The organism is Prochlorococcus marinus CUG1435 (assembly GCA_017644375.1).
Taxonomy (GTDB): Bacteria; Cyanobacteriota; Cyanobacteriia; order PCC-6307; family Cyanobiaceae; genus Prochlorococcus_A; species Prochlorococcus_A marinus_AH.
Genome location: JAEPLP010000001.1, coordinates 82,345 through 97,784, shown reverse-complemented (window position 1 = coordinate 97,784; position 15,440 = coordinate 82,345). Strand labels below are relative to the sequence as shown.

18 protein-coding genes are annotated in these 15,440 nt (G+C 32.8%); 9 read left to right on the top strand and 9 right to left on the bottom strand.

Annotation, left to right across the window (positions count from 1 at the left end):
- The first annotated feature begins 250 nt into the window (after positions 1-250).
- Complete coding sequence (locus JJ844_00630) at positions 251-2,077, top strand: hypothetical protein (protein MBO6974184.1); 1,827 nt, start codon at positions 251-253, stop codon at positions 2,075-2,077.
- A gap of 8 nt (positions 2,078-2,085) precedes the next feature.
- On the opposite strand, the gene JJ844_00625 is transcribed toward JJ844_00630, so the two are convergent.
- Positions 2,086-2,340, bottom strand: a complete 255-nt coding sequence (locus JJ844_00625; protein ID MBO6974183.1) for a 2Fe-2S iron-sulfur cluster binding domain-containing protein — start codon at positions 2,338-2,340, stop codon at positions 2,086-2,088.
- The gene (locus tag JJ844_00620) at positions 2,337-3,866 is read right to left on the bottom strand and encodes a cobyric acid synthase (protein MBO6974182.1); all 1,530 of its coding nucleotides are present in this window, start codon (positions 3,864-3,866) and stop codon (positions 2,337-2,339) included. The genes JJ844_00625 and JJ844_00620 overlap by 4 nt, the downstream gene beginning before the upstream one ends.
- A gap of 66 nt (positions 3,867-3,932) precedes the next feature.
- Between JJ844_00620 and maf the strand changes: the two genes are divergently transcribed.
- On the top strand, positions 3,933-4,544 hold the full coding sequence (gene maf / locus JJ844_00615; protein ID MBO6974181.1) for a septum formation protein Maf: 612 nt from the start codon (positions 3,933-3,935) through the stop codon (positions 4,542-4,544).
- Positions 4,545-4,599: 55 nt separating this feature from the next.
- Here the strand turns inward: maf and psbC are convergent, their stop codons facing one another.
- Both psbC and psbD read right to left on the bottom strand, forming a co-directional pair.
- Positions 4,600-5,982 (bottom strand): photosystem II reaction center protein CP43, encoded by a 1,383-nt coding sequence (gene psbC, locus JJ844_00610; GenBank protein MBO6974180.1) that lies wholly within the window; start codon positions 5,980-5,982, stop codon positions 4,600-4,602.
- Positions 5,966-7,042, bottom strand: a complete 1,077-nt coding sequence (gene psbD / locus JJ844_00605) for a photosystem II D2 protein (photosystem q(a) protein) (protein ID MBO6974179.1) — start codon at positions 7,040-7,042, stop codon at positions 5,966-5,968. The genes psbC and psbD overlap by 17 nt, the downstream gene beginning before the upstream one ends.
- 182 nt (positions 7,043-7,224) lie before the next feature.
- Here psbD and JJ844_00600 point away from each other — a divergent pair, with 182 nt between their 5' ends.
- Together JJ844_00600 and JJ844_00595 are read left to right on the top strand one after the other, a co-directional pair.
- Positions 7,225-7,782 carry a photosystem I assembly protein Ycf4 gene (locus JJ844_00600; protein MBO6974178.1) on the top strand — a complete coding sequence of 186 codons (558 nt, stop codon included), beginning with the start codon at positions 7,225-7,227 and terminating at the stop codon, positions 7,780-7,782.
- 47 nt (positions 7,783-7,829) lie between these two features.
- Entirely contained in the window at positions 7,830-8,435 is a 606-nt protein-coding gene (locus JJ844_00595; protein MBO6974177.1) for a peptidylprolyl isomerase, read from the top strand.
- Here the strand turns inward: JJ844_00595 and ilvN are convergent.
- A complete protein-coding gene (gene ilvN, locus JJ844_00590) occupies positions 8,432-8,956 on the bottom strand; it encodes an acetolactate synthase small subunit (GenBank protein ID MBO6974176.1) in 525 nt (174 codons plus the stop codon). The two genes, JJ844_00595 and ilvN, sit on opposite strands and share 4 nt — an antisense overlap.
- A 3-nt stretch (positions 8,957-8,959) precedes the next feature.
- Positions 8,960-9,901 carry an alpha/beta fold hydrolase gene (locus JJ844_00585; GenBank protein MBO6974175.1) on the bottom strand — a complete coding sequence of 314 codons (942 nt, stop codon included), beginning with the start codon at positions 9,899-9,901 and terminating at the stop codon, positions 8,960-8,962.
- Between the two features lie 93 nt (positions 9,902-9,994).
- Here JJ844_00585 and petM point away from each other — a divergent pair, with 93 nt between their 5' ends.
- The 4 genes from petM to infA all read left to right on the top strand — a co-directional run bounded on the left by petM (position 9,995) and on the right by infA (position 11,741).
- Positions 9,995-10,093 carry a cytochrome b6-f complex subunit PetM gene (petM, locus tag JJ844_00580; protein ID MBO6974174.1) on the top strand — a complete coding sequence of 33 codons (99 nt, stop codon included), beginning with the start codon at positions 9,995-9,997 and terminating at the stop codon, positions 10,091-10,093.
- A 57-nt stretch (positions 10,094-10,150) separates the two neighbouring features.
- Positions 10,151-11,113 (top strand): NAD(P)H-binding protein, encoded by a 963-nt coding sequence (locus JJ844_00575; protein MBO6974173.1) that lies wholly within the window; start codon positions 10,151-10,153, stop codon positions 11,111-11,113.
- A gap of 56 nt (positions 11,114-11,169) precedes the next feature.
- Positions 11,170-11,382, top strand: a complete 213-nt coding sequence (locus JJ844_00570; GenBank protein MBO6974172.1) for a hypothetical protein — start codon at positions 11,170-11,172, stop codon at positions 11,380-11,382.
- Positions 11,383-11,474: 92 nt separating this feature from the next.
- Positions 11,475-11,741 (top strand): translation initiation factor IF-1, encoded by a 267-nt coding sequence (gene infA, locus JJ844_00565; protein ID MBO6974171.1) that lies wholly within the window; start codon positions 11,475-11,477, stop codon positions 11,739-11,741.
- 9 nt (positions 11,742-11,750) lie between these two features.
- Here infA and trxB read toward each other — a convergent pair whose 3' ends face one another.
- From trxB to JJ844_00550, 3 genes are all read right to left on the bottom strand, one after another.
- Complete coding sequence (gene trxB / locus JJ844_00560) at positions 11,751-13,127, bottom strand: thioredoxin-disulfide reductase (protein MBO6974170.1); 1,377 nt, start codon at positions 13,125-13,127, stop codon at positions 11,751-11,753.
- Between the two features lie 79 nt (positions 13,128-13,206).
- Positions 13,207-13,431, bottom strand: a complete 225-nt coding sequence (locus tag JJ844_00555; GenBank protein ID MBO6974169.1) for a hypothetical protein — start codon at positions 13,429-13,431, stop codon at positions 13,207-13,209.
- 165 nt (positions 13,432-13,596) lie between these two features.
- On the bottom strand, positions 13,597-14,175 hold the full coding sequence (locus JJ844_00550) for an EF-1 guanine nucleotide exchange domain-containing protein (protein MBO6974168.1): 579 nt from the start codon (positions 14,173-14,175) through the stop codon (positions 13,597-13,599).
- Between the two features lie 127 nt (positions 14,176-14,302).
- On the opposite strand from JJ844_00550, the gene JJ844_00545 reads away from it, so the two are divergent.
- On the top strand, positions 14,303-15,433 hold the full coding sequence (locus JJ844_00545) for a Re/Si-specific NAD(P)(+) transhydrogenase subunit alpha (GenBank protein MBO6974167.1): 1,131 nt from the start codon (positions 14,303-14,305) through the stop codon (positions 15,431-15,433).
- Positions 15,434-15,440 lie beyond the last annotated feature (7 nt).

Here is a 15,440-nt window from a genome sequence, read left to right as displayed (position 1 = left end):
AGAACATGTTCAGGTGTGTTCTATAGTCTTCTCAGATGTTAAAAGGTCTTATAGTAAGAACTCTACCATTTATGAATATAAAAAAGTGCTGTTAGATATGGATAGATAAATTTATAAAAAGATTTTATGAAATTTTTAAGATTAAGCTCTAAGGATCATTTTATTTTGCTCAAATATACATAATTGATGGATTTAGTTTATAAAGAGTATGATTTAATAACGGATTCATTCAAAATAAAAGATTGTTGTAATGAGGTTAATATTTTATATTTTTTTATTAAGTCAATTATTTAATTTAATTGATGTTTTAGCAGGAAAAATTAAAAAAGAAACAAGTCAATCAACAATAAAATGGGAAAGGGTTAGAGATAAAAAATTAAATAGTAAAAAAAAAATTATTTGGAAATCCTATAACGATGACAAAATATATTTTGAAAATATAAATAATATAGATAATTACCTAGAAAAGGCTATAAATAATAAGACAAATGAAAAAAATCAATTTATAAATAATCAAGAAAATAATCAAGAATCATTAGAAATACAACCACATATTCCTTTAAATAATTTTCTGAGTACTGGTGATTTCATTTTCTCCAGTAATTGGGTTTCATCTTTTAGTGGTGGTGCAGAGGGAGGAACTGGAAATCAGAACTATGGTCTTAAATTTCATTATGGTTTAAGTGATTATTCATTACTTTCATTTTATTTTTCTGAAACAGATGATCCACTTTATAATTTGATTGCAGGAAAATTGATTCCAAATAATTGGGCAAGTATTGCGCTTTCATATAAGAAGCAAATTTTAGAATCTAGAGATTTTAAAAATTCATTTTCTTTTGCAAGCTCCTTAGAGTATTGGGTTGTTAGTAGCGGAGATGGTAATACAAAAAGTATCTATAACGAGACCGATAATTCTTTTGGTCTAGATAGATATGAGAAATTTATTTATTCATTTTCTTTCCCATTTACAAGTCAATTAAATAATCAAACAAAATTCTCTTTTGTTCCAGGATTAAACTTTATCCCAGACAAAATAGGAGATAAAAATGTTGGGAAAAACTTTTATGGTAATAATTATTTTTTGGCGACAGGATTACATCTTGACATTGCGACAAATTTTCAATTAATAGGTTCATACACTTATTTATTTGGTCCTGGGAATAATAGCTTTGATGAAAATTTAGATTTCAAGAGGAAATCAATTTATAGCTATGGTTTTAATTGGGATTTGAGCCCTGTCGTAGGCATTGAGGGGAAAATTACCAATGGCTATGGCCTTACGCCCTCTACTTCTTTATTAACAATACCTTCAGATGATAAGCCACTTTATTACATAGGTGGAAAATATCAACCTTTTTTAGAAGATACTGAGCTTGCTCCTTTGAATAAAAACAACAAGTTGTTGCTTTTTGGAGGTTTAACTGTAGAAAATGCATTGTTCCCAGAAAAAGGTATGACTCAAATAGGTTTAAATTATGATGAAAAAGGAAACTTATTTTCTTCATACGGCTATTCTTTGTCAAATTTATTCCAATTAGAATTAAGCACTGGATTTTTTAATGGCGTTAATTTAGAAAATGAAAAAAACTCTAACTTACAAAGCATATATTTAAATGAAAATACTTTTAATTATAGATTTGGAGGGAAACTATTAATTTTTAGCCCTCAAAAGAATGATCTTTTTTGGATGACATTAAGAACATCTTTAGGAAGGAATGAAGGTGGTAACCATCAAGGATATATATTCTCTGAATTGATAAATACTTTTAGAATAAATGATTGGTTAGCGTTAAATATAAGCCCAAAATATTTTTTTAGCGGTGTGGAAAGTTTTGGTGGGATCGGCTTTTCAAGTTATATCAATTTATCAGATAATTTGATGCTTATCCCAGAAATTAATTCTTCACTTAAAAAAGATTCGGATATAAATACATCTCTTGCATTGAGATATTCTTTCTCACCTAAAAAGTCAATAGATTTGTATTATTCTAATGCCGCAGGAGTTCAAGATATTGGACAACTCCTGAAAGATAATGAATATAAATTTGGAATTAAGTTGAATTTTTTATATTAAAAAGACTTTTAGTTTTCCCAAAAGGGATCTGTAGTTAAAGAAACCCGTAACATACATTTTTTATTATTTTTAATTTCACTGATACAAGCCCTTATTGTTTCACCATTTACATCTATTTCACATGCTCCACAACTTCCTGTGAGGCAGCCAGCAGGGATTTCTAAACCTGCTTTTTCAGCAGAAGAAAACCAGTCATCACCATCTGAAACAAATGTTTCTTTATTGTTTGGCCATATTACTTTTATATAGTTTGTTTCTTTCAACTTAAAAATGATTTGAGATTTAAATGTTTGTGGAATTCATTCGCAAGATTATCAATAATGGATTGTCTCTTCTCTTTATAAGATATTATTTTTTTATTTAATCTTGGAAGATTTTTACCCTTCCTTATTAAATTAATATATTGCGCTCTCCAACTGTCATTTTCAAAGATCCCATGAATGTATGTTCCTGCAATAGTGCCACCTTCTTTATTTTCTTTGTACCAACCAAGATCACAATCTTCAAAAATAGGATTAATGTTTAATGAACTTTGGATATCATCTAATACAGTTTGACCATTATGAATTTCAAATCCATTAATTTCTGATTGGCACGGCCATAAAGATTTAGAGTTAATTTGACGTGTTAATTTTTTTTTAAAGAAAGTCGTTTTTAATGGTAATAATCCAATACCTTTAATTTTTTGTTCAGAATAATTTTTGGAACCCTCTTTAAAATACGGATCTTCAAGTGAAGTGCCTAACATTTGTAAACCTCCACATATTCCAATAATATTTCCTTCGTTTTTTGAATAGTCCCTTATATCCTTAGATAAGCCAGAATTTTCAAGAAATATTTGATCTTTAATCGTTTGTTTACTGCCTGGCAGAATAATGAAGTCATACTTACTTAGATTTTGTGATTTTCTAATCCATTCAATCAATATTGTTTCTTCATTTTCTAGTGGATCAAAATCCGAGAAGTTGCTAATAGATGGTAATTTTATAATCCCGACTCTGACTTCAGGATTTTTAGTAAGTGATTTTTTTTCTATTAAATCTAAAGAATCCTCTGGAGGAAATGAATCATTTAACCATGGAATAATTCCAATAACAGGGATTTGAGTCTTATTCTCTATCCATTTCTTCCCATTTTCAAATAATGAAAGGTCTCCTCTGAATCTATTGATAATAATTCCTTTAATAAGCTTCTTTTCTTCAGGATTCATTAATTCAAGAGTACCAATTATTTGTGCAAATACACCTCCCCTTTCAATATCAGTAACCAAAATGCAATTTGCATTTAAATATTTAGCAACTCTTAAATTAGTCAGATCTCTATGAATTAAATTCATCTCTACTGGACTTCCAGCCCCTTCGATAATTAAACGGCAATTCGGATTACCTTCGTAAATAGACTTCAAACTTTTTTTAATTACTTCCCAGCCTGGAATAAACCAATCTTTATAGTAATTTTGTGCGGTTGTGGTCCCTATGCTTTTGCCGAGGTGAATCACCTCGCTTATTGAGTTTCCTTGTGGTTTTAATAAAATGGGATTCATCTTTGCAGAGGGATTAATACCACAAGCAAAAGCTTGAAGTGCTTGTGAATATGCCATCTCTCCACCTTCCCAATCAACCCAAGCGTTGTTACTCATATTTTGTCCTTTAAAAGGTATTGGTTCTTCTCCTAAATTTTTAAGAATCCTGCAAATAGCAGTAACTGTTAACGATTTCCCTGCTCCACTGGAAGTGCCTAGGACCATTATTGGTTTCTTTATTTCAAGTAATTTTGCTTCTAACTCCATTAGTAATTTATATTAATTTTAAAATTTATTAATTATTAAATTGAATTATAATTTGGTAAAAAATTTGTGTTAATTCTAGCCTCTGCTTCACAATCTAGAAAGAAATTACTAGAAAATTGTCAAATCAAATTTATCCAAATATCAAGTGAATTTGATGAAACTACTATCCAAGAAAAGAATATATTTAATTTAGCTTTGGAATTATCTTTTCAAAAGGCTAATAGTCTATATGAAAATATTCAAAACATATCACTGCCCGAAGAATTTAATTATGGTCCTTTGGAAATACTTGGGTGCGATTCAATTTTTGAGTTTAAAGGAGAAGCTTATGGAAAACCATCTAATAAAAAGGAGGCATTTATTAGATGGAAAAAAATGTCTGGAGAATTTGGATTTTTACATACTGGACATACCCTAATAATTGGGAATTTTGATTCAACTTCAAAAATTTTTAAAATCACTGAAATAATAAAAAAAACAGTAAGTTCAAGAGTTTATTTTTCTAATTTGGAAGATTGGGAAATCAAGAGTTATGTAGATACAAATGAACCTTTATATTGCGCTGGAGGATTTGCCTTGGAAGGTATAGGCGGAAAATATATAGAAAAAATAGAAGGTTGTTTCAGTAATGTAATGGGCTTAAGCTTGCCATGGCTCAGAAAAAATTTATATAGATAATAAAATTGAACAAAAAAACCCTATCTTCAGATAGGGCTTTTTTTTGAAATAGAAATTAATCTAAATCAGGCATTTCTAGAGCTGGTTCACTCTTTCTGTCGATTCCTTTTTCGAAACCAGCAGCGGCTGCTCTAGCACGTCCAGCATGCCAAAGGTGACCGATGAAAGTAAACCATCCTAGGAAGAATTGAGCTGCAGCTAACCATTGTCTTAAGTTGACGAAGTTAACAGCATTAGGCTCTGTAATGATTCCACCAACAGAGTTGATAGAAGCGTTAGGAGCATGAGTCATGTATTCAGCAGCTCTTCTTACTTGCCAAGGCTGAATATCATTTTGGATTTTCTCAAGGCTCAGTCCGTTAGGTCCTCTTAAAGGCTCTAACCATGGGCCTCTGAAATCCCAAAATCTCATTGTTTCACCACCAAATATAATTTCACCAGTAGGAGATCTCATGAGATACTTACCTAGACCTGTTGGTCCCATTGTTGAACCTACGTTAGCTCCAATTCTTTGATCTCTCACTAGGAAAGTAAAGCTTTGCGCCTGTGAAGCTTCAGCGTTTGTTGGGCCATAAAATTCTGAAGGATAAGCAGTGTTATTAAACCAGATAAATGTTGAAGCAATAAAACTTGCTACACAAATTCCACCAAGTGCATAACTTAATAGTCCTTCTCCGTTCCAGATGAATGCTCTTCTTGCCCATCCAAAAGGTTTGGTAAAGATATGGAATATTCCTCCAATAATTGCAGTAATACCCACATAAACATGTCCACCAACAATATCTTCAATAGAGTTAACACCGATTATTGAACCAGCGCCTCCCCATGGAGATCTAAATAAATAACCAAGAATTACTCGTGGATCTAAGGTTGGGTTAACAAGTCTAACTTCACCACCACCAGGTGCCCATGTGTCATATGCACCGCCAATAAAACACCAGTTAACTGACCATGCTAATGCACCTACACCTAGAACAATCAAATGGTATCCAAGGATATTAGTCATTTGATTTTTGTCTCTCCAATCAGTAGAGAAAAATGGGAAATCTTCTTCTAATTTCTCTGGGCCTGCTAATGAATGGTAAATACCACCAAAACCAAGAACAGCTGAAGCTATCAAGTGAACCACACCTGCTTGGAAGAAAGGCATGATATCAGTAACTTCACCACCTGGGCCTATACCATAGCCAAACATTGCAACGTGTGGCATACAGATTAAACCTTGCTCCCACATTGGTTTATCAAAAGTGAAATGATTAACCTCAAAGAGCATCATTGCTCCTGCCCAAAAGACTATTAGTCCAGAGTGAGCAATGTGAGCTCCTAATAAACGTCCAGATAAATTGATTAATCTAGCGTTGCCTACGTACCAGGCATAACCAGTTTCCTCAATACTTTGGTTTGGAGCTCTTAATAAGTTATTAAAGGGCGTTTCCACGTGGAAGAACCTCCTCAGGGAATACAAAGTTTTCGTGTGGTTGATCCACAGAAGACATCCATGCTCGCATACCTTCGTTCAAAAGTATATTTTTTGTATAGAAAGTTTCAAATTCTGGATCTTCAGCTGCACGAATTTCTTGGCTTACGAAATCATAAGCTCTTAAGTTTAGTGCTAAGCCGACAATACCAATTGAAGATGTCCACATACCCATAACAGGTACAAATAGCATCAAGAAATGTAAGAAACGCTTGTTTGAGAAAGCAATACCGAAGATTTGACTCCAGAATCTATTCGCTGTAATCATTGAATAAGTTTCTTCTTCTTGGGTTGGGTCAAAAGCTCTAAATGTTGAACTTTGTACCTTACCATCTGTGTAAATACTTGTATCTTCATACAATGTATTTTGTACTGTAGCTCCATGAATAGCGCAAAGTAGAGCACCACCAAGAATTCCAGCAACACCCATCATATGAAATGGATTTAAAGTAATATTGTGAAATCCTTGAATAAACAGAATGTAACGGAAGATTGCTGCAACACCGAATGAAGGTGCGAAGAACCAACTATGCTGTCCTAAAGGATAAATAAGGAAAATACTTGTGAATACTGCAATTACAGCTGAAAAAGCTAGTGCGTTGTATGGTCTAATTCCAACAAGGCCAGCAATTTCAAATTGACGAAGCATAAAACCAATTAGGCCAAATACTCCATGTAATGCAACGAAGTTCCAAAGGCCACCAAGTTGTAGCCATCTTACAAAGCTACCTTGGGCTTCAGGACCCCATAAAAATAGAAGACTGTGTCCCATGGCATCACCAGGGGTGCTTACAGCTGCTGTTAAAAAGTTACAACCCTCGAGGTATGAGCTTGCAACTCCGTGTGTGTACCAGGAGGTAACAAATGTTGTTCCGACAAACCAACCACCTATAGCAAGGTATGCACAAGGAAGTAGAAGTAGTCCAGACCAACCAATAAATACAAAGCGGTCGCGCTTCAACCAATCATCGAGGACATCAAACCATCCTCTTTGTGGGGCGCTACCAACTGCGATCGTCATGAGAAATCGTTTTTAGCTTCGGGATACGCAGTGACTGTAACAAAGATTGAGAGTAATGTGGGGAAATATTTGTATATCTGAAATGCCTTGTAAAGCTTTCCTGACTTTTTTATTAAAAATTAGGTAAGAATACTCCCTTTGTTTGTTAAATTATCTGAATTAGGCTCTAAAAAAAGATAAAAATGAATTCAGACCTCACGTCATTCGATAAAATCGAACAAAAAATTGGTGGATCAAGAAAAATTTCAAATTATATTATTGGAGGAATGTTGACTATAGGAGGTATTGGTTTTCTTTTGGCCTCTATATCTAGCTACACAGGAAGGGATTTATTACCTTTAGGAAATCCTTCAACTTTGTTGTTTATCCCTCAAGGAATAATAATGGGAGCATACGGAGTAATAGCTAATTTATTAAATCTTTACTTATGGTATTTGGTTTACATAAACTTTGGTTCAGGAAGTAATTATTTTGATAAATCCTCAAAATCTGTAGAAATAAAAAGAAAGGGATTATTTAAAGATGTTGAAGTTAAATTAAATTTTGATGAAATTAAATCTGTTAAGTTGGATATAAGTGAGGGATTTAATCCTAGAAGAAGAATTGCCTTAGTACTAAAAGGTAGAAAAAAACCTCTCCCTTTAAGCGGAGCAGGTGAACTAAAACCACTGCTTCAGGTTGAAGAAGAAGGAGCTCGTCTAGCTAAATTTTTAGATGTTAATTTGGAGGGCCTAAAATAAAAAAAAAATATTTTTTAAAAACATTATCTTTTATACAGGTTTTGATTTTGGTTCAAGCTTGTAGTTATAAAAGTAAGATTGATCCAAATTATTACTGCCAAAAACTTAAATTTAGTTGTGTGCAGAATAATAAGGTGGTTAATTTTAAAACTTCAAAAGGTGATTTTGAGGTAAAATTATTTGGTAAAGATAACCCAGTAACAGTATCAAATTTTCTGGAAAATATAGACAATAATATTTATGAAAATAAAAAATTTTATAAAATAATAAATTATCCCCAAATAAGGTTTATACATGGCGGCGTTAATCCAGAAAATAAATCTTATATAGAACGAAAACAAAACCTGAATAAGACAAGTCCAACAATACCTTTAGAAATAAAATTCAAAGAAGAAATAAAACCAAGATATAGCTATCAAATAAAAAATCCTAGTGAAACAGTAAATTTAGTTAATACTTTTGAGAGTGGATCAATCGCTATGGTTAAAAGCGGTAAGAATAAGTCTTCATCTACTGAATTTTTTTTTGTAACGACTAAGATCCCAGAACTAGATGGAAGATATTCGATTTTTGGAAAGATTATTAAAGGATTAGACGTACTCGAAAAAATCAATAAAGAAGACTACATCAAGGCAGTCCAGATATCTAATTAAAGTTCTAGAGAATATTTATTTATTTTCAACATTTCTGTATTAACTCCTGAAGAGCGTTTAAGAGCTACCTTACCAGTCCTCGCTATTTCAAGAATGCCGTATGGCTCGAGTAATTTCTCTAGAGCAACTAACTTCCCAGGATCTCCAACTACCTCGAGAGTTAAGGCTATATCTGATACATCAACAACTTTTGCACGGAAAATCTGTACTATATCAAGGATATTACTCCTAGTATCTTCTTTCGATGAAACTTTTAGTAACATCAATTCCCTTTCAACAGCTGCGAGATTAGTAAAATCTACAACTCCCAGAACATTAAATAACTTATTAAGTTGCTTAGTCATTTGTTGAAGAGTTTCATCATCACCCTCTACTACCATTGTTAACCTTGAAATCCCTTTAGATTCAGCAGGTCCTACTGCAAGGCTATCTATGTTGAATCCCCTTCTGGCGAAGAGACCTGAGATTCTACTCAAGGCTCCAGATTCATCTTCTACAAGAACTGATAATGTATGTTTCATATTTTAAAAGGTTTTTAAATCTCTAATCCATTCATAAGAAATTCTATTGAATACTGAAGGGTCTTCATCATGGATACAATGCCCTGAATTGGATACTATTTTTAATTTTACCCATCTATGGAAATTTGCAATCTTTTTACCAACAAACAAAGGTATGAAATTATCTTTTTCGCCCCAAATCAATAAAAAAGGAACTTTTTTTGATGCGCTAAGTTTTTTCAAAAGGTGAGAAGCTTTAAATTTTTCATCTCTACAAGACATTCCAATACACATTGCTCTTAATGATCTAGCTGAAGTTCTCCTTAAAACTGGTTTTGTTACCAAATCTATTAGTTCGCGATCAATATTATCTTTTTTGAAATAGGCAGAATTTAGTCCCAGTTTAATAACCCCTAATTTAGTTATTAAAAATAAAATAATCTCCAAAGGGAAAAACAAAAAAAATATTGTTATGAATCTATCTTGAAAGTTCTTAAATGATGGTTTTTTTGTTATGGACTTTTTATTTTCTTGAATTTGATCTGGCAAAGGTGATGCAATAACTGTTGCAATCTGATCCTCTAATGAAACAGCACATGTTAAAGCAACTAGTGATCCAAGTGAATTGCCAATAAGAATTACTTTCCCAGAATTCTTTGGTCTTATTACCTGTGCAATAAAGTCTTTCACTTGATCAGACCAAATCTCATTATTTAATTTTCCAATTTGTCTAATCCCAGGTTGATCTGAATCCCCAAATCCTATTAAATCCAAAGAATAAGAGGCAAAATTCTTTTTCGCAAAATACTCTAAATTGTTTCTCCAATGTTTTCGACTTGCTCCAAATCCATGGAGAAAGATAATTGGAATCTCATTTTCTTCGCCTGTAACACTCCAACAAATTTTAAAACCATTCCAATTCCAGTAATTAGGAATGTTTAAATTTTTTTTAAAATTATTATTCATATATTCAAAAATTTTCAAGATATTTGAATTATCTACATTTTTAACAAATAAATGTATTTTGTATGTAAATTATAGTAATCATTGAATTTTACTATGGCTAAAGAAATTTTTAGTATTGCAGCAGTTTTTTGGATACTGATACCAATAGGATTAGTTGGTGGTGCTTTGTTATTAAAGTTTCAGGGAGACTGATTCTCACGGATACATCACAATTTGAGTTATGGTCTTAAAGTTAAGTAAATCTTAAGTATGAAGATTCTTTTAGTAGGAGCAACAGGGACACTTGGTAGACAAATAGCAAAGCAAGCTATAGAAGATGGACATGAAGTAAGATGTTTTGTAAGAAATCCAAGAAAATCTTCCTTTCTACAAGAATGGGGTTGTGAGCTAACAAAAGGTAATTTATTAAATTCTTCTGATATCGAATATGCATTGCAAGACATTGAAGTAGTTATTGATGCAGCGACTAGTAGGCCAGATGATCCTAAAAGTATTTATGAAATTGATTGGGATGGAAAACTTAACTTATTCAATGCTTGCGAATCTTTAAACGTAAAAAGGGTAATATTCCTTTCTATCCTCCTAACAGAAAAGTTTAGAAATGTACCTTTAATGGACATTAAATATTGTACTGAAAAACTTCTTGAGAAATCTGATCTGGAATATACCATTTTCAAATGTGCAGCTTTTATGCAAGGAGTTATTGGTCAATTCGCCATCCCAATCTTGGATAGTCAGGCAGTGTGGATGAGTGGTACTCCAACTAAAATTGCTTATATGAATACTCAAGATATGGCGAAAATTGTTGTAGCAGCAGTAAATAATCCAAAAACTCACAGAACATCATTGCCATTAGTAGGTCCAAAAGCATGGGATTCAAATGAAGTTATATCTTTATGTGAAAAATTTAGTGAAAAAAAGGCGAAAATTTTTAGAGTTTCCCCCTTCCTTATTAGTGTCACTCAAAAAGTAGTTTCCTTTTTCCAAGATTCCCTTAATGTTGCTGAGCGATTGGCTTTTGCTGAAGTAACTAGTAGTGGTGAATCATTAGATGCTGACATGAGCAAAACTTACGAAATATTGGAACTTAAAAAAGATGATATGACCTCACTAGAGAGTTATATAAAGGAGTACTATCAACAAATACTTAAAAGATTAAGGGAAATGGAAGCAGATCTTAATATTGAAGAAAAAAAGAGATTACCCTTTTAATGTTGCAATTTTAGAATCAGATAGTATATTTGTACTATATTAAATAGTATTTACCTATGTCTGTTTCTAAGTCTAAAAACCTTGAAAGAAAACTAGATAATTTTGCAAAAGAAGCAAAAAATGAATTGAATAATGTTTGCGGATCTTCATTATGGGAAAGCCTTGGGTTTGTTTTTTTTGATCAATTAGAAGATTCTGAAAAAATTGCAAAAGCAAATTTTTACTATGGACAACTTCAAATAATTAATGAAATTAAATTTTCAATTTGAATTTAATTTCATATTTTTACGGATGTAATTTTTTTTAAATCAATTTTGGCCAATCTTTTTCTGATAATATGTACTTAGTAAAAGATTAATTAATGATTGAAACTTCAGGTGTAATAGAAAAAGAGCAGGGGAATGGATTTTATTTGGTTACCTTAGAACAACCTGAAGGACATCAATGTTTATGTAGAGCTGCAGGTAAATTGACTAAATTTAGAATTAAATTATTAGCTGGAGATAAAGTTTTAGTTGAGATTAGTCCTTATGATCTCTCTAGAGGGAGGATAACTTATAGAGAAAGAAATGCAGGTGGTGCTAAACCTACTACTAATAAAAATAACCCTAAGAGAAATAATAAATAAAAAGATACTTTAGATAATATTTTTTATCGCTTCTTTAAACTCACTTCTTTGCTTAACACCTTGCCATTGTTTTTTTAATAATTTTTCTTTAAAAAGTTGAACTGTTGGTGTGCCGTTAATACCAGCTTGTTTTGCAATATCTTGATCTTTATCAATATCTATTTCAACCCCAAGAACTGCACCATCAAGTTCTTTAATTACCCTTTTTAACTGAGGTTTCAAAACATGACATGGGCCGCAACTTGGAGAACTAAAAATTACTAAAATAGGTTTTTTACTCTCGTGATAAAGTTTCCTTAATGCATAACTGCCTTTTTGCCATTCAGAATTTGAATCGAAAGTGTCTTCATTAACTTCTTCTTCATTAAAATCTGATGAATTAAGTTTTTTTTCTGGTTCGGGTGTTTCTCTAACTATAGTTTTTGCTAAGTTTTTCTCGGCTAGCCACCTCTCGGTAGCTAATGCTGCCATGCAACCAGTTCCTGCAGCGGTAACTCCTTGTCTCCACTCAGAATCAACAACATCACCTGCTGCAAAGATGCCTTCGATAGATGTTTCTGGTCTTCCTGATTTACAAGCAATATATCCCTTATTATCTAAGTCAATTTTGTTGCCCAAAAACTTCGTATTTGGTGTGTGACCTATCGCGTAAAAAAGACCTTTTATATTGATTTCCCCTTTACCTTCTTGAGAGTTAATAGTTTCTATTCTCTCAAGCCATTCAGAACCATCAGCTTTATCAACTTTTGTGTTCCAATGAATTTCTATCTTTGGGTTAGCTTTTACTCTATCTACCATTGCAGCGCTAGCCCTTAATTTTTCTGATCTAACAATTAAATGCACCTTGCTGCCATACTTCGTGAGGTATGCGGCTTCTTCACATGCAGAGTCGCCTCCTCCTATAACAGCTAGTTCTTCATCTCTGAATTGTGGAGTTGCTCCATCACAGATTGCACAAGCACTTATTCCTTTACTCCAGAATTTATCTTCATTTATCACGCCTAATCTATTAGCACTTGCTCCAGTTGCAATAATAATTGAGTTAGTTTTTATAGTCCCTTCTAAAGTTTTTAATTCAAATGGGTGTGAATCAGTATTTATTGACACAACATCACTTTCGTATAAATTAGTACCCCATCTTTCTGCTTGAGCCTTCATTAGATCCATCAATTCAGGACCCAGTACTCCATCTGGGAAACCTGGATAATTTTCAACAAATGTTGTAGTCATTAATTGCCCACCAGGAATTCCACCAGAATTAAATCCTGTTACAAGTAATGGTTGAAGATTTGCTCGTGCGGCATATATTGCAGCGGTGTAACCTGCAGGTCCCGAACCTATAATTACAACATTTTCTACGTTTGAAATCTTCTCTTTATTTTCCATTTATTTGCTAATTTCACTATTAATAATAATAAACTAACCCAAATATTGTAGGGCGGATTTCACTCGAAAGATTTATTTCTCAATCGTTGACTTTTTGATCTAATAACTTTTTTAATTCATTTGGGAAGATTAAAACAGAATCTTTTAAATTTTCGTTTTTTTCTCCAATATGTAATATCCACTCTCTAAATTCTTCCGCGATTGCATAACTGTCTTCATACCTTTCTAAAGTGTCCATTGCAGATATTCTATTGGTTGCCCAACAGGTAGCTATATCGATCCTTTTTCTAATGAAATTGTCCATTGGAAGATTTAAGTTGTATATAGATAAACACATCAAAGAACTTATGTATTGTCTAATAAGTTACAACTTTGTACTTCCAAACAATAATTTAATCTTTAATTTATATTTGAGCCAATTTTTGGGTAAATTATAAAGAAAATATAAAGAAAATATAAAGAAATAGAGTTAGACTGCCTCGCTGTGATTTGCAAGTAGCCTTTCAACTTCTTCAAAACCCTCTTTAGCTGAATTTATTGCAAGTTCCTCGCTAACTTTTTCTTCTGATATTAATTTTGCGGATATTTTCTTTAAAAGAGTTTCTTTCTTTTCTCTTAGTGAACTAACAATTTCTTCTTCAATGATAGATTTTATTGCTTTAGAAATTATTTTTTTATCATTTGCTTCCTCGAATGTGCCCTGAACTAATTCTTGAATAAATAATCTATGCACCTCACTACTCCTTAGAAAGCTTTCTGTGGCATTAATAATTCCTTCAACAAGAGCTTCATCAGGTTCAGAATCATTTTCTGCCAGCTTAAATTCCCAATCTAAATGTCTTCTTTGCCAACCTGCCGAGTGGAGACTGGGCATGACTGTCTGTGAATAAGTATCAACTGACATTTCATAAATTCTCTCTGCTAATTTCTCGCACCAGTCTTTACCATGCTTTTCTAGATTTTTCTGCATAGCTTGCCTTGGAACAGCATGACCACCATGATGACTGTGGCACACTCCATCAGGACATTCGATTGCTTTTATACTCATTGGATTATTTAGTACTTATATATTCTAGATAGCTATTTTTTATAGAAAAGAAAATATATTTTTAACAAAAATCCAAGACTTTTGACTTTCTGCAATTTATATTTAGTATGTTAAAAAAATAAATAAATTGACAAAGATACTTATTCCTTCCGAAACAAGCTCTGGTGAAAGGAGAGTTTCAGCTACACCAGAAGCGGTAAAGAAATTAAAAAGCCTTGGATGTGATGTTTATATTGAAAGTTCAGCAGGGAAATTATCAGGATTTAGTGACTTATCATATGAAGAATCGGGCGGAACAATAATAAACAACTTAGATCAAAAAATTTGGGGTGAAGCGGACTTAATATTTTGTGTTCAAACTCCATCAGAGGATAATTTAACTAAGTTAAAGAAAGGCGCTGTTCTTCTCGGTCTTCTTAACCCATATGGTAATAAGGAGCTTCTAAGGATTATAAATAGTAATAAGATTTCAGCTTTGTCACTAGAGTTGCTTCCGAGGATTAGTAGAGCTCAATCTTCTGATGTTCTTTCTTCACAGGCCAATATTGCTGGATATAAAGCAGTTCTTTTGGCTGCAAGTGAGTTAGATAGATATTTCCCAATGCTTATGACTGCAGCTGGGACAGTCCAACCTGCCAAAGTAGTGGTTCTTGGTGGAGGCGTTGCAGGATTACAGGCAGTTGCGACAGCAAAAAGACTTGGAGCAATAGTATTTGTATCTGATATTAGACCTGCTGTTAAAGAACAAGTAGAGTCCCTCGGAGCAAGATTTATAGAGCTTCCTGAAGTTGAGGAAAAGCCAGGAGAGGCAGGAGGTTATGCAAAAGCTGTAACACCTGAATTCCTCTCAAAACAGAAGGCAACTTTAACTAAATATTTATCTGAAGCTGATGTTGCTATATGTACTGCGCAAGTTCTAGGTAAAAAGGCCCCTGTTTTAATAGACTCACCCATGATTAAAAAAATGAGGCCTGGAGCAGTAGTTATTGATTTAGCAGTTTCTCAGGGAGGCAACTGCGAAGGAACAAAATCAAATGAAACTATTATCAAAGATGGGGTAAAACTTATAGGAGCGGGGGAATTACCCTCTTCAGTTCCTTATGATGCAAGTTCACTTTATGCTAAAAACTTAACATCTTTGATTACACCATTTATAAAAGATGGTCTAATTAAATTAGATAAAGAGGATGAACTCATTTCCGGATGTTTATTAAGCGATGAAGGAGTTGTTCTTCAAAATAAAGTTTTTGAAAATTGAGGTTTTA

What these genes read in the sequence shown, in the direction of transcription:
- ilvN (MBO6974176.1), bottom strand. Translation starts at nt 8,956, where the DNA reads ATGAAACATACATTATCAGTTCTTGTAGAAGATGAATCTGGAGCCTTG.
- JJ844_00550 (MBO6974168.1), bottom strand. Translation starts at nt 14,175, where the DNA reads ATGAGTATAAAAGCAATCGAATGTCCTGATGGAGTGTGCCACAGTCAT.
- JJ844_00555 (MBO6974169.1), bottom strand. Translation starts at nt 13,431, where the DNA reads ATGGACAATTTCATTAGAAAAAGGATCGATATAGCTACCTGTTGGGCA.
- psbD (MBO6974179.1), bottom strand. Translation starts at nt 7,042, where the DNA reads ATGACGATCGCAGTTGGTAGCGCCCCACAAAGAGGATGGTTTGATGTC.
- JJ844_00575 (MBO6974173.1), top strand. Translation starts at nt 10,151, where the DNA reads ATGAAGATTCTTTTAGTAGGAGCAACAGGGACACTTGGTAGACAAATA.
- JJ844_00620 (MBO6974182.1), bottom strand. Translation starts at nt 3,866, where the DNA reads ATGGAGTTAGAAGCAAAATTACTTGAAATAAAGAAACCAATAATGGTC.
- JJ844_00585 (MBO6974175.1), bottom strand. Translation starts at nt 9,901, where the DNA reads ATGAATAATAATTTTAAAAAAAATTTAAACATTCCTAATTACTGGAAT.
- infA (MBO6974171.1), top strand. Translation starts at nt 11,475, where the DNA reads ATGATTGAAACTTCAGGTGTAATAGAAAAAGAGCAGGGGAATGGATTT.
- petM (MBO6974174.1), top strand. Translation starts at nt 9,995, where the DNA reads ATGGCTAAAGAAATTTTTAGTATTGCAGCAGTTTTTTGGATACTGATA.
- JJ844_00630 (MBO6974184.1), top strand. Translation starts at nt 251, where the DNA reads ATGAGGTTAATATTTTATATTTTTTTATTAAGTCAATTATTTAATTTA.
- JJ844_00600 (MBO6974178.1), top strand. Translation starts at nt 7,225, where the DNA reads ATGAATTCAGACCTCACGTCATTCGATAAAATCGAACAAAAAATTGGT.
- JJ844_00570 (MBO6974172.1), top strand. Translation starts at nt 11,170, where the DNA reads ATGTCTGTTTCTAAGTCTAAAAACCTTGAAAGAAAACTAGATAATTTT.
- trxB (MBO6974170.1), bottom strand. Translation starts at nt 13,127, where the DNA reads ATGGAAAATAAAGAGAAGATTTCAAACGTAGAAAATGTTGTAATTATA.